This window comes from Desulfosporosinus sp. FKB (assembly GCF_002196705.1).
Classification (GTDB): Bacteria; Bacillota; Desulfitobacteriia; order Desulfitobacteriales; family Desulfitobacteriaceae; genus Desulfosporosinus.
This window is the reverse complement of record NZ_NADJ01000025.1, coordinates 1-12,975: the sequence shown is the minus strand read 5'-3', so window position 1 is coordinate 12,975 and position 12,975 is coordinate 1. Positions and strand designations below refer to the sequence as shown.

The following is a 12,975-nucleotide window of genomic DNA, read 5'->3' as shown; positions in this document are numbered from 1 at the left end:
ATGGGAACTATGGAATGGCCGCTCGTATTATTTACTGTTTTAGGAGAAACAGCTATTGGTATCATCTTCGTTTTATGGTGGTTAGACCGTGCAGAGGTGGACCCTATTTTTTATAAGAAAGCAGCATTGTTGTCGGGTCTACTTTTGGCCCTTGCGCTAATTGCTTCTTTGTTTCACCTTGGTCGGCCGGAATATGCTTATCGTGCAGTTTCCCATTTATCCACTTCTTGGCTTAGCCGGGAAATCCTCTGTTTCCTATTCGCTGCTGTTGCCTGGCTTTATTTCTATTCTCAGGTGCGACAACCAAAAGGAAAGCGGCGCTTGGCGGCAGGTATTACCAGTACTTTTGGGTTACTAGGGATTTTTAGCAGCTCTATGATTTATGTCTTACCACGTGTGCCTGCCTGGGACAGCGTGCAAACACCGCTCTTTTTCCTCTTAACAACGGGTTTACTCGGTGGATTAACGTGCCTTGTTCTTGGCCGAAAAACATTAAAGTTGTCCCAGCTTCAGGAGCTTTTATTGATCGTCTTCACCTGTGTACTGGTCAGCATTCTTTCCTTCGCCATCTATTTGTCCATGCTTAACACAGCAGGCATGGAAGGAATGTCCACAGTTCAATTTTTACTAGCCAGCCCGCTGTTTTGGCTTCGAGTTGTGGCTAATTGGCTTCTGCCGTTAATATTACTTGTCACATACTTTTCGAAGCAAAAAACAATTAATGCCAACTTAGTTATAATGTTGTTTATCGCCTGTAGCATTGGGGAACTTCTGGGGCGTGCCCTCTTTTATCTCAGTGCTGTCGGAATCAGCATCACCGCTCTGAAGTAAAGTGTTTACATTACCAGGATCTTGTATCAAAATGTTTAAGGGTACGCAAAATAATTATGGTTTACTTTTTAAAGGATTTGACTGCCTTTTAGCGAAGTGTTTTTAGGGCGGCAATGTTACAAATGCTCAGAAAGGATGTCATCATTTGCCAGAAAAGCATTATCATGTTTGTCCGAGAAATTGTTATGATACGTGCAGTATAATCAGTACCACAGTCAACGGTGTACTCGTTTCCATTGAGGGCAATCCCGCTCATGATTATACCAAAGGCAAATTATGTCCAAAAGCAATGAATGATATCCAAAAAGTATACAATCCTTCACGCATCCGTTATCCTATGCGACAACGGCAACGCTTTAGCGGAAATTGGGAACGGATGAGTTGGGATGAAGCCCTAGACATGATTGCTCAGAAAATAATAGATAGTAAAAAACACGATGGAAACACGTTATCTCTAGCTTTAAACAAGTACTCAGGAAATTTCGGAGCCCTGCATAATGCGATGGAATGGCTTTTTTCCGGAATGGGTCCTACGACCAGGGCAGTGGGTTCACCGTGTTGGTCCGCAGGTGTTGATGCTCAGACGTATGATTTCGGTAAGTTTTTCTGCTCCGAACCCAGGGAAATGGGGCATGCCAAATTATTATGGCTTTGGGGGGTCAATCCGGCATGGACAGCGGTTCATCAAATGCCCATCATTTTTGATGCCATGGATAGAGGAAGCAAAGTTATTTGTTTTGATACCTACCTCAGTGATACGGCCGCACGTTCCCACCGGTTTATACAAGTTAAACCAGGTACAGATGGTCTCCTTGCATTGGCTATGTGTAAGGTTCTTTGCGAGGAAAATCTGATGGATGACAAATTATACGATTACACTTTGGGACTAGTAGAATTTATTGATTACCTTACAAATTCAATCGATTTGACGGAAGCGGCAGAAATAACCGGAGTCAAGGCTGAGATCATTCGCGAACTAGCCATTGAATATGGACAAACCTGCCCAGCATGTATTTGGGTTGGTTTTGGTCTCCAACGCTATACAAACGGAGGGCAAACCCTTCGTGCCATTGATGCTTTAGGCGCATTAGCAGGTCATATTGGGGAAAAGGGCGGGGGAGTTCACTATGGTCATTTTGAGACGTGGAAATTTGCAGGTGCTGGTTTACCAGAGCAGCAAAACAGACAACTCAATATTAACCGATTTGCACGCGAAGCACTGGCATGTGATAAGCCTCCTTTAAGAGTTTTATGGCTCAGCGGAAGAAATCCCTTGGCGCAAGATGCCGACCTTAAACATTGGCATCGGCTTATTCAGCAACTTGAGTTGATCGTCATCAACGATTTGTTTTTGACGAAATCCGCTCAAGCAGCTGATATTTTTCTGCCTGCAACAACCCATTATGAGCATTGGGATCTTAATTCAAGCTATTGGCATTATTGGGTAGGAATTAATGAACCTGCCATCAATCCAGTCGGTGAAGCGAAGTCTGATTTGGAGATCGCTTGGAATCTTTCGGCAAAATTGAATCGATTTGAAAAAGGCAGCTGTTCTTTTCCAACCTCTGGATCGGAAAGAGAAACTGCGTTAAAGCAACTTGGTCCGGATATGCTTCGTATGCTGGGGTTAAACACTCCGGAAGAAATCCTTGATCGACCGATTAAGGCAAAATTCCCTCCAACCGCCTGGGAGAATCACGAATTTGTAACCCCATCCAAACGTTATGAATTCCAATCTTCGCGTGCTCTTGCAGCCGGATTACCGGCTCTCCCTGTTTTTGAACCCGCTCTGCTACCCTCAAAGGAGACTCCCTTGCGTTTATTGACACCGCATCATTCGATGATGATCAATTCTCAATCTTATCAGGATGCCTTATCTGATTATTACGATCTCTATATTAACCCTCGACTCCTTGAAAATTACGGCCTGAAAATTGGAGAAACCGCAGAAATCTGGAATGAATATGCCAGCTTACAGGTTAAAGTGAAAGTTGACATGAGTCTGCCTGAGGATGTAGTCATCATTTATCAACAGGCTATAGAACAAAGAGCTCAAGCCCGAAATGCCCTGTTAAATTCAAACCTATCCGATATGGGCGATGTGGCCGCTGGAGGTAAGGGACTTGCGATCAATGAGACGTTTGTAAGTCTGAGAAAATTAACTCCTTCCGAACGCAGCTTCTAGTGAAAACGTAATTATTGTGATTATAGAAAAATCAACGATGCTGCGAGGTGATGATATGCTCAAGCAAATAGGTTTTATATTAGATGCTAACCGTTGTTTAGGCTGCGGAGCCTGCCTTAAAGCCTGTCAGATCAATCATAACCTCCCACCGACTCTGACATGGAGAACCATACGAAAAATTGAGGATGAAAGTTCAGACGGGAAAAGAAGATTTTATCTTTCGAGTGCCTGTAATCATTGCGCAAATCCGGAATGCATGCGAGTATGTCCCTCTGGTGCTTATTCTAAACGCCGTGATGGTATCGTGGTTCATAATTCTTCAAAATGCATGGGATGTAAATCATGTGTAGCTTCCTGTCCTTTTAGTGTTCCCAAGATTCATCCTGAAACGGGGAAAGCAACCAAATGTCTTCTCTGTTATGATCGTTTAGATCTAGGTATGACGCCCTATTGCGTTAAAGCATGTCCAACAAGAGCCTTGCTCTGTCAAGAAATACATTCTATATCACTTGATCAGCTAATTCGTCTAACGGCACCACTGCCAGGGTTACGATTGACGAATCCATCTGTCTATTATAAAGAACCAAGGAGATTAAATTATTAGAATAACAAAAAGGTCTTATTTTTGTATTTTTATACAAAGATAAGACCTTTTTGTTGTGATTTTTTACAAAAAATAATTCGTTATTTGTATCGCATTTTTTATTATGAATTTATAGCCTACGCTTCTCAAGGTTCTAATGAAGGAGGGTTTGTTTTTACTTTGTTTAATATATTTGTCCTTTTTAGTCTAGCCGGCTGTGGTAGTGTTTCCAAGCAGCCTGATTATGAACGGAGTTGAAACCAAATGAGTTATGGAAGATTATTAACGGCGATGGTCACGCCTCTGAATGAAAAGTTTGAAGTTGATTACGCAGAGGCAAGTAGATTAGCTCAACATTTGGTCGCGCATGGCTCCGAGGGAATAGTCGTAGACAGCACGACGGGAGAATCACCTATATTGACCACTGAGGAAAAGCTTGAGTTATTTAGAGTCGTAAAAAAGTCAGTTGGCTCTAAGTCTAAAGTAATTGCAGGAGTAGGGTCAAATTCTACCCAAGCAAGTGTCGCTATGGCACTTCGGGCCATAGAGGCTGATTTGGACGGATTAATTGCGGTAGTACCTTATTACAATAAACCTTCCCAGGAAAGGCTGTATCGACATTTTGCACGATCGCAGAAGCAACGCCGATCCCGTTTATCCGCCACAAGTCGTTTGGACAAGAGCTTTGGAATCAACGACAGATCCTAACTATGAAGAAAATGATCAGCTTTTTAATTACTCGAGAAGGAGTACATAAACGTTTGCTCCAAAAAGCATTGCTGTTATTCGAGAAAACGGGTCTCCGGAAGAACAAAATGATTTGATTTATGATTACAAGATGAGCTTGCAGGTTCTGGAATAACGGGTCTGTCTCCTAAAAGAGGGTGTTGCAAAACGGTCACTTGTGCAGGCAGTTGGAACGGGGTTACTGCTACTCCATTGTACGTTCAGTCAAATATTGATCCCCTTTCTGTAACACCGAACGGATATAGGACAGCTTCAATTAATCCATCCAGGGCCGGCGGAATTTTTACGTCATTCCCGGCAATCCAAAGCAATGGCTACGGAGATTTTCTCTTTGGGGTTGACGGGGGATACCCAGTGCTCTAGGAAACTAAGTGAAGTGAAGAGACTTGAAATCTAGCTATTGGGACTTTCTTGAAGTCTACTGATATTTACTGATTGCATAGCCGACTTTAACTGATTATTTAGTTTTTATCTATTATTTGGCCAGTTTATCTAATTCGAGGTAAACTGGCTGGATTTGTTGTTGAAAGCATAAAACCATGAGCTTCATAATTTTTTAGTCAATACATTGCAAATTAGTACGATCGTATCCACCGATAAAAAGTTATTTGTAGATTCGCGACAATGTAATTGCAATAAAATCTGATTACTTAATTGTTTTTTAAAAATCTATCCACTTAAGATACAGGCTTTGAATTATTGAACTTGATAAAAGCAATAATCATCTCACTAAGAAATTTAATTGTTGATTTATCCAAACCGGATATTATTCCCAGAAGTTTATTGATTTCCATATTTTTTGAATCATCATCTTGTATTAATAAGCCCGGATCAATATCAAGAGCGTTTGCAATTTTAAATAAAATGACTAAGGAAGGGATTTTTGAACTACGTTCCAAGTAACTAATATACATTGGACTCACTTCAATTTTTTCTGCTAATTTTTCTTGAGTTAAACCCTTTAGTTTCCTGAAATATTTTAAATTCTTGCTTATTCTATCCTTAATTATGTCTTCCATTTTTAATCACGCTCCTTACAACAATTGTAAGGGTATTCCCGAATAGAACTTATAAACTAAAAGTTATAGTAAATTATTGAAAAGTATTACTATCAGTATTAGAATTAGAAATAGATGTCGATAATTGTTTAATTATGGCATTGTAACAACTGAAAATTATAAATGTAATTCGTTAGAAAAAGCTCTGCGACAAATACAAACAAGATATTTAAATATATTTCACAATCGCATTTGAACTGTAATTTTGATATCCAACTAACCGCATTTATTTTTAACATGGTCACCAATTTGATGTAGTATGTACAACAAAGGAGAGGTTAAACAATGAATTGGTTGTTAGAACGAGTGCAACCAAACTTAACTATTGGAACGACCGCAAACGTCGATCTTTTTAATGGCTTTGGAGTTTTATTATTGTGCAAGGGAAAACAAATAACCGAAGACATAAGTAAACTGCTGCAAAAACGTGAAGTTTATGTATGGAAAAAGCAGGAGACAAGTTCAAATGTAAGGCCAAAAGCATTTCCCAAAGATAAATATACAAAACTAGTAGGTTCTTTATGGGGGATTTACCATGAAGCAAAACTTATTCAACCAGAGCAGATCGAAAAAACAGTTACCCTTGTGGAGACAATTTTTAATGAGCTAAAGCAAATCGAAATATATTTAGATTTAGAGGTTTCACGAATAGATTTGGAGAAGTTTAAGCAAAATGATTATGGAACATTTGTTCATAGCGTCAATGTAGCGTTATTATCAACAATGACGGGTAAGCGCTTGGGGTACACTGATAAGAAACTTAAGAATTTGATATTAGGTGCCTTGCTTCATGATATAGGAAAACTTAGGGTCCCGAAGGAAATCTTGAATAAGCCGGGTAGTTTAACAGATGATGAATATATCGTCATGAAACAACACCCACAGTATGGCGTAGAAATGTTGAGAGATGTTCGTTTATCACCAAGTATAACAGCGATCGTTGGAGAGCATCATGAACGATGGAATATAAAAGGTTATCCTTATGGATTACAAGGACACGACATTCATCCTGACGCTCAAATCGTAGCTGTAAACGATGTTTATGATGCATTAACTGCAGATAGGCCGTACCGTAAAAGTTTGCCTCCTTATCATGCACTGGAAATGATACTAACTTGGTCGGGTAGGGACTTTGCCCCTAAAGTTGTACAGGCCTTTAAGGAATCTCTTGTTTTGTATCCTGAACATGCAGTTGTTACTCTCAATACAGGGGAAATAGGAGTGGTCTTGGCAGTGCCTTTACATTTTCCCACCCGTCCTCTTATTCGCTTATTATTTGACAGAAATGGTAAATTTATTAATGAAGAGATTTATGTGGATTTGATGCAAAATCTAACGTATTTCATAAGTCACGTCGAATTCGATGAGGCGGTATAAAAGGTTTCATCGAATAATGATGGGGGCAATTTTACATATAGGATTACTTTTAATGAATGTAGAAATTTTGTATAATTTTAGAGATGGGTTATTGCCATAATCTTTCGCAAGAAGATGGTGCTTTTGCAGAAATTAAAGATTACATCGGTCAACTCGTCAAATAAATTGGAGGTCTAACCGTGAGCGTTATGAAGGAAGCCAAAAAAGCAGAAATTCAAATGCACTTGACTGAATTTGAAATGCCGCCTATGCAAGATGTTGTTATTGTTGGACGTAATGCACCTATAGGTCCAGAGGCATTGAAAAGGATGGTTGATGTTCTCAGTCCGGACCAATATAAGATCATCAGAGTTGATCATCCGGTCATCGAGGCCATAGTAGTACGAAATGCTCTCATAAATATGATCCCAGAAGAAAAATTAAGCAAGTTTATATTAGAAGAGGGGGAAAAGATTGTTGATGAAAGCACGATTATAAAGGCACATGTCGATATAACTGTGCATGTCAGCAAATCTATTGACTTATGATAAATATTGAGCGTGTTGCGAATATTTATTCTAAAGAATTTTCTGTAGTGGATGTTTTGGATGGGGTCTCCAAGGTAAGGGCGTTATTATTAGATAAGGACATTTCCTGTTGCCCTGTGATGAATGAAGGTAATTTAATCGGTATAATAACATATAAAAATTTGTTAAGAACGCATCCTAATCGAATTATTGCAGATGTAGCATGTGAGGAACCTGTTATTGTTTCTGCAGAAATGTCGCTTTGGCAAGCCAAGGAACTTTTTGAAGAAACCAAATCGGAGGTCATCTTAGTAGAGGAGAATGGATACTTATCAGGTATCCTATCCCGTACATTACTAGAAAAGCGCTTAGGGTCGCATATTGATTTGTTAACTGGCCTTTATAAAAGTGATTACATATATTATCACGGTGCACGACTCCTGAAAAATCAACAAGAAATCTGTATAGTATTTTTTGACGTAAATAACTTTGGAGTTATTGATAAAACCTACGGTCATACAGTAGGGGACATCATATTAACCGAGGTGAGTAAACTGTTAAGTGCAAATACACCTTCCAATGCCTTTTTATGTCGTTTTGGCGGAGATGAATTTGCAGTTTTATTACCTGCACACTTAGATGAGGGGACTGCCTTAGCCTATCGTTTGGCAGATATTATAAGCCGACATCGTTATGTTCGCGAGATTGAGATAAGTATTTCAGCAGGGGTAATCGGGGGACGGCGGCGTGGAGAGCGTGCAATTGATCCGTGGAATACAATGGAGCAATTGATGAATATTGCAAGCCTAAGGTCAACAGAAGCTAAAAAGAATAAAACGACGCTTTCAGTGGCAAGCATTGAAGGCGATGAAATCGCCTAGCAATGAAAGTAAAACTAACAATTATCCGAAAAGGATATCTTACATTTAGTATTTCAACGATTCCTTTATTTTTCTTCTACAATGAATTTCAACAAGAGTAAATCTTTGTATTATAAAGCTCGAAACACCAAAGATGATATTAATCGGAAATATTTAGAAAATTATTTTGTTCGTTGATAAGCAAAAGATACCTGGAAAAGAGTCATAGAGACTTCGTGGATGAAGTCTCTATGACTCTTTTAGTCTATATTAGTCCCAAACCCTTATTAGACAGCTTTCCCCTTACTTTGCGGGAAAGTTATGAGATGATTGGGTTAAGCCTTTCCTGACATGGGGTCCCATGTCAGGCCAATCCCAGAGAATATCTCACTATTACTTAAGAACAAACCCTTAATGCAAGAACAAATAAAATAAAGTGGAAAGGAGATAATTTACATTTCTAAAATTGTGTCTTGATAAAGGGATTCGTGATATAGGTATTTAGCTAATAGTTGTAAAATAATAACAATATATGAGAAAAATGGTGAGATCTTCAGAATATTAAAATAAGGAGGGAAGAAAATGACAGATAATTTTGCTGCAGTAGGATTGCTGCTTGCGTTTGCAATAGGTTTACCTATCGTTGTCATGGCTGTTGTTCATCTATTGGCACCCCATAAGCCGCATAAGGAAAAGTTAACAACCTATGAATGCGGTAATGAGCCAATTGGCAGGGCGTGGATTGGATTCAAAAGTAACTACTTTCTTTATGCTATTGTCTTTACCGCCTTCGATGTAGAAACAATTTTTTTGTATCCTTGGGCATTGACATTCCGCAAATTAGGAACTTTTGCTTTTGTTGAAATGTTTATCTTCATGATCATTCTCATAGTTGGTTTTTGGTACGCTTGGAAAGAAGGTGCTTTGGAGTGGATGTAAAGAGAGAGAAAGAACTGCGTGATGCTGAGGCTGCGGCTGAGAAGAATATTCTGCTTACCAGTGTCGAGAAGTTTTTGAACTGGGGTCGAGTTCATTCCTTCTGGCCTTGCTCTTTTGGTCTGGCTTGTTGTGCTATTGAGATGGCATCATCGGGAGATCCTCGTTATGACTTATCACGTTTCGGCTATGAGGTGTTTCAGGCGTCACCGAGACAAGCAGATTTAATGATCGTGGCGGGAACTTTGACACGGAAAATGGCCCCTATTGCTCGTCGTATCTATGATCAAATGCCGGAGCCCAAATGGGTCATTGCCATGGGCAATTGTGCCTGCTCAGGGGGGCCGTTTGCAGATTCTTACGCTGTGGTGCCGGGGGCGGATAGTATTGTTCCGATTGATGTCTATATTCCTGGCTGCCCACCAAGACCGGAATCCTTGATTTTTGGGATGTTGCATCTTAAGCAGAAAATACAAAATCCTGCTAAGGCGAGGTTAATTAAGCATGTTAAATAAAATTTTGCGAGCGCGAGTATCCGAGTTGGCAGATAAGGTTAATGGACAAGTTGAAGAGAGCCTTGGCGTTCTCGAATTAACTATTAATTATCCATATGTGCTGGAAGTTTTGACGCGTGTTAAGAATTTCGCGGATGTCCCGTGTGATTTTTTGCATGACCTAGCCGGAATGGATCTGGAGGATCACTTCGAGGTTGTCTACCAATTATCCAGTCTGCGCGGTCCACAGCGTTTACGTATTATAGCTACAATTGAACGGGAAAATCCCGTGATTGACTCGGCTACTCCCCTTTGGAAGGGGGCAGACTTTTTAGAGCGTGAAGCCTTCGATATGTTCGGCATTCAATTCAGGGGACATCCCAATTTGAAGCGTATCTATATGTGGGACGATTTTGAAGGACATCCGATGCGTAAAGATTATGTTATTGAGAGTCATGAACAACGAGCGGTAATGCGAATAAGAAAAGAAGGGGAATAGGTGGGGAAACAATGATGATTGATGGAACTCAAGAGTATTCTGTGAACATGGGTCCCCAACATCCAAGTACGCATGGTGTGTTCCGTATGGTGGTCCATTTGGATGGAGAAGTTGTTACTAACGTTGAACCTAAAATTGGATATCTGCATCGTGGTCTGGAAAAAATGGCAGAAAGTCGTACTTATAATCAGTTTATTCCGTACACTGACCGCCTGGATTATCTGGCAGGGCCGCATAACAGTTTAGGTTACGTCCAAGCCGTTGAAAAATTGATGGGTATAGAAGTCCCCGAACGTGCAGAATACCTCCGCGTTATATTTGCGGAATTGGGGAGGGTTGCCAGTCACTTGTTTATGATTGCGAGTGGGTCTTTGGATATTTGTGGTTGGACTCCTTGGAGTTATTGTACTCGTGATCGCGAGCGTATTCTCGATTTATTTGAAATGACTGCGGGTAATCGTATGACTCTAAATTATTTCAGAATTGGTGGGGTCAGCCATGATGTTCCAGACGAATTTATTCCTGCACTTAAGAGTTTTCTCGATGATATGCCTGAAATGATTGAGGAGTATTATGGCATTTTTTTCGGTAATGAGATTGCGCAGTCACGTATGAAAAGTGTGGGTATCCTCCCTAAAGAATTGGCAGAAAACCTGCTAATCACGGGAGCGAATCTACGGGCATCCGGAGTACAGTATGACGTACGCAAAGCCGAACCTTACGGCATTTACGATAGGTTTGATTTTAATGTACCGGTATTGTATGGTTGCGATACCTATGATCGACACTTTATTCGGCTTCTTGAGATTCAAGAGAGCAGAAAAATTCTTCAACAGGCACTGAGAGATATTCCAGAAGGGCCTGTGATGGCGAAGGTTCCGAAAGTGGTTAAGCCTCCAGCCGGCAAAGTTTATCATCGAGTTGAGAACCCAAAAGGAGAGATGGGGTGGTACATAGTTAGTAATGGGACGACGAAGCCAGCCCGGGTACGTATACGTACCGGAGCATTTGTTAACGTTCAAATGCTTCCAGCTATAGTGACCGGCTGGAAGATTCAAGACCTTGTGACTATTTTCGCTTCCATGGACCTCGTCTTAGGGGAAGTGGATAAGTAAAAATCCTCAATGAAGGGAGAAGAAGATGGACGCTTTAAACAATATATTTGTGAATATAGCGGCCTATATCCGCGGATTATTTGCGGATTCGCATTCTTTAAGCGCTGATTTGGCGATTAATATTATAGTATTTATCATGCTCTTTTTGATTATGGTTGTCGCAGCTCTATTTCTCAGTTTAGTGGAACGTAAATTTGCCCACTGGGTATCACAAAGATCGGGTCCCAATCGCCTCGGTCCACACGGATGGTTTCAATTTATTGCTGATGCGGTAAAAATGTTGGGTAAGGAAGATATCTACCCAGCTAATGTGGATCTCTTCCTCTTTAAGATTGCTCCAATGATGCTCGTAGGGATTACGTTAATGGCGTATGGTGTTATTCCCTTCGGTAAGGGAATGGTGGCCATTAATCTTGACTTAGGTATATTCTACTTTTTGGCAGTTTCCTCAATTTCAACGTTGGCACTTTTGATGGCCGGGTGGGCATCAAACAATAAATTTTCTTTACTAGGCGGATTCCGAGCAGTAGCTCAAATGATAAGTTATGAAATACCTTTGCTCTTTTCTTTGCTAGGTGTCATCATGATTACTCAGACTTTCAACCTTTCTTCTATTGTTGAGGCTCAGAAAACCATTCCCTTCATATTCCTGCAGCCGTTGGCCTTCTTGATTTATTTAATAGCCGGTATAGCTGAAACTAACAGGGCTCCGTTTGATCAAGTTCAAGGGGAGCAGGAGATTGTAGCCGGACCTTTTACGGAGTATTCCGGACTCAGGTGGGGGCTATTTATGCTTGCTGAATACGGCAACGTGGTCGCAACATCTGCCATTGCAGTTTCGATGTTTTTGGGTGGCTGGTACGGCCCGGGATTTCTGCCTGGATGGCTGTGGTTTATTCTTAAGATATGGCTCGTAATTTTTATAATGATGTGGGTCCGTTGGACCTTTGTCCGGATGAGAGTCGATCATCTTATGCATTTTGCATGGAAGATCTTGCTTCCTTTATCGCTGGCAAACATCTTTTTAACAGGTCTAGGTATTTATATTTACCAGCTATTCATTCCGCGGATAGGAGGGTGAAAAAGTGTTTGGTAATGGTTTAATAAAGGGCTTGCGCATTACGCTTAAACGTTTCTATGGACCAAATCTTACAGAGTATTATCCTGAAGTAAAGCCTAACCTTCCTCCCCGTACACGGAGTTCCATGGCTCTAGAACCTGAGAAGTGTATTTCTTGTGGGCTCTGTGTAAATATTTGTCCGAATCAAGTCATCAATCTAACGAGCGAAAAGGATGGGAACAATAAGAGAGTATTAAAGACTTACCATATGAACATTGGTCGCTGCCTTCTTTGTGGGTTATGTACGCAAAGCTGCCCGACTGGTGCTCTTAGACTCTCCCAAGAGTTTGAAAATGCGGTCTACCATCGCGAAGAATTACAATGGGATATGATTGCGCGGTCCAAGCGATCGAACAAGCTAAGTGGGAAGGAGGGGTAAACGTGGGCACGATCGTTTTCTTTATCTTTGCTATCTTGGCAATAGCCGCAGCTTGGGGGGTCGTCACTTCCAGGAATATCGTTCATAGCGCATTCTATCTGGCACTTTCCTTTTCGGGAGTAGCCGTGCTTTATGTCCTGATGAACGCAGATTTCCTCGCAGCTGTTCAATTGCTCGTCTATACCGGTGCCGTATCGATTATGGTCGTTTTCGCAGTGATGCTGACTTTGCGCGGAGAGGTCAGTGACAGTAATCCGGAGAATCGCAAATGGGGATGGGGAGCGT

Annotated in this window: 15 protein-coding genes and 1 pseudogene; 15 read left to right on the top strand and 1 reads right to left on the bottom strand. The window is 40.8% G+C overall.

Annotation, left to right across the window (positions count from 1 at the left end):
- The 5 genes and pseudogenes from B5Y67_RS07385 to B5Y67_RS25255 all read left to right on the top strand — a co-directional run bounded on the left by B5Y67_RS07385 (window position 1) and on the right by B5Y67_RS25255 (window position 4,709).
- Entirely contained in the window at window positions 1–831 is an 831-nt protein-coding gene (locus B5Y67_RS07385) for a DmsC/YnfH family molybdoenzyme membrane anchor subunit (protein WP_088225810.1), read from the top strand.
- A 145-nt stretch (window positions 832–976) separates the two neighbouring features.
- Window positions 977–3,016, top strand: a complete 2,040-nt coding sequence (locus B5Y67_RS07380; RefSeq protein ID WP_088225809.1) for a molybdopterin-dependent oxidoreductase — start codon at window positions 977–979, stop codon at window positions 3,014–3,016.
- Between the two features lie 55 nt (window positions 3,017–3,071).
- Complete coding sequence (locus tag B5Y67_RS07375) at window positions 3,072–3,620, top strand: 4Fe-4S dicluster domain-containing protein (protein WP_088225858.1); 549 nt, start codon at window positions 3,072–3,074, stop codon at window positions 3,618–3,620.
- Window positions 3,621–3,863: 243 nt separating this feature from the next.
- Window positions 3,864–4,258 (top strand): annotated as a pseudogene (locus B5Y67_RS07365) (dihydrodipicolinate synthase family protein); the annotation flags it as partial.
- Window positions 4,259–4,538: 280 nt separating this feature from the next.
- Window positions 4,539–4,709, top strand: a complete 171-nt coding sequence (locus B5Y67_RS25255) for a hypothetical protein (protein WP_170932622.1) — start codon at window positions 4,539–4,541, stop codon at window positions 4,707–4,709.
- Between the two features lie 314 nt (window positions 4,710–5,023).
- On the opposite strand, the gene B5Y67_RS07360 is transcribed toward B5Y67_RS25255, so the two are convergent.
- Entirely contained in the window at window positions 5,024–5,365 is a 342-nt protein-coding gene (locus B5Y67_RS07360) for a helix-turn-helix transcriptional regulator (RefSeq protein ID WP_088225807.1), read from the bottom strand.
- A 324-nt stretch (window positions 5,366–5,689) separates the two neighbouring features.
- On the opposite strand from B5Y67_RS07360, the gene B5Y67_RS07355 reads away from it, so the two are divergent.
- From B5Y67_RS07355 to B5Y67_RS07310, 10 genes are all read left to right on the top strand, one after another.
- Window positions 5,690–6,781: an HD-GYP domain-containing protein gene (locus B5Y67_RS07355; protein WP_088225806.1), complete on the top strand. Its 1,092-nt coding sequence runs from the start codon at window positions 5,690–5,692 to the stop codon at window positions 6,779–6,781.
- A gap of 188 nt (window positions 6,782–6,969) precedes the next feature.
- Entirely contained in the window at window positions 6,970–7,308 is a 339-nt protein-coding gene (locus B5Y67_RS07350; RefSeq protein ID WP_088225857.1) for a hypothetical protein, read from the top strand.
- Window positions 7,305–8,168 (top strand): GGDEF domain-containing protein, encoded by an 864-nt coding sequence (locus tag B5Y67_RS07345; RefSeq protein WP_088225805.1) that lies wholly within the window; start codon window positions 7,305–7,307, stop codon window positions 8,166–8,168. The genes B5Y67_RS07350 and B5Y67_RS07345 overlap by 4 nt, the downstream gene beginning before the upstream one ends.
- A 561-nt stretch (window positions 8,169–8,729) precedes the next feature.
- Entirely contained in the window at window positions 8,730–9,086 is a 357-nt protein-coding gene (locus B5Y67_RS07340) for an NADH-quinone oxidoreductase subunit A (protein WP_088225804.1), read from the top strand.
- A complete protein-coding gene (locus tag B5Y67_RS07335; RefSeq protein ID WP_088225803.1) occupies window positions 9,077–9,598 on the top strand; it encodes an NADH-quinone oxidoreductase subunit B in 522 nt (173 codons plus the stop codon). The genes B5Y67_RS07340 and B5Y67_RS07335 overlap by 10 nt, the downstream gene beginning before the upstream one ends.
- Window positions 9,588–10,076 (top strand): NADH-quinone oxidoreductase subunit C, encoded by a 489-nt coding sequence (locus tag B5Y67_RS07330; protein ID WP_088225802.1) that lies wholly within the window; start codon window positions 9,588–9,590, stop codon window positions 10,074–10,076. Before B5Y67_RS07335 ends, B5Y67_RS07330 begins: the two co-directional genes overlap by 11 nt.
- An 11-nt stretch (window positions 10,077–10,087) precedes the next feature.
- Window positions 10,088–11,191: an NADH-quinone oxidoreductase subunit D gene (locus B5Y67_RS07325; protein ID WP_088225801.1), complete on the top strand. Its 1,104-nt coding sequence runs from the start codon at window positions 10,088–10,090 to the stop codon at window positions 11,189–11,191.
- Between the two features lie 25 nt (window positions 11,192–11,216).
- Window positions 11,217–12,272 (top strand): NADH-quinone oxidoreductase subunit NuoH, encoded by a 1,056-nt coding sequence (gene nuoH, locus B5Y67_RS07320; protein WP_088225800.1) that lies wholly within the window; start codon window positions 11,217–11,219, stop codon window positions 12,270–12,272.
- A gap of 4 nt (window positions 12,273–12,276) precedes the next feature.
- On the top strand, window positions 12,277–12,690 hold the full coding sequence (locus tag B5Y67_RS07315) for an NADH-quinone oxidoreductase subunit I (RefSeq protein ID WP_088225799.1): 414 nt from the start codon (window positions 12,277–12,279) through the stop codon (window positions 12,688–12,690).
- Window positions 12,691–12,692: 2 nt separating this feature from the next.
- A partial coding sequence (locus tag B5Y67_RS07310) for an NADH-quinone oxidoreductase subunit J (protein WP_170932621.1) occupies window positions 12,693–12,975 on the top strand: 283 nt, incomplete at its 3' end.

Coding starts and splice junctions, on each gene's coding strand:
- B5Y67_RS07360 (WP_088225807.1), bottom strand. CDS start 5,365: ATGGAAGACATAATTAAGGATAGAATAAGCAAGAATTTAAAATATTTC.
- B5Y67_RS07350 (WP_088225857.1), top strand. CDS start 6,970: ATGAAGGAAGCCAAAAAAGCAGAAATTCAAATGCACTTGACTGAATTT.
- B5Y67_RS07340 (WP_088225804.1), top strand. CDS start 8,730: ATGACAGATAATTTTGCTGCAGTAGGATTGCTGCTTGCGTTTGCAATA.
- B5Y67_RS07385 (WP_088225810.1), top strand. CDS start 1: ATGGGAACTATGGAATGGCCGCTCGTATTATTTACTGTTTTAGGAGAA.
- B5Y67_RS07355 (WP_088225806.1), top strand. CDS start 5,690: ATGAATTGGTTGTTAGAACGAGTGCAACCAAACTTAACTATTGGAACG.
- B5Y67_RS07345 (WP_088225805.1), top strand. CDS start 7,305: ATGATAAATATTGAGCGTGTTGCGAATATTTATTCTAAAGAATTTTCT.
- B5Y67_RS07375 (WP_088225858.1), top strand. CDS start 3,072: ATGCTCAAGCAAATAGGTTTTATATTAGATGCTAACCGTTGTTTAGGC.
- B5Y67_RS07330 (WP_088225802.1), top strand. CDS start 9,588: ATGTTAAATAAAATTTTGCGAGCGCGAGTATCCGAGTTGGCAGATAAG.
- B5Y67_RS07325 (WP_088225801.1), top strand. CDS start 10,088: ATGATGATTGATGGAACTCAAGAGTATTCTGTGAACATGGGTCCCCAA.
- nuoH (WP_088225800.1), top strand. CDS start 11,217: ATGGACGCTTTAAACAATATATTTGTGAATATAGCGGCCTATATCCGC.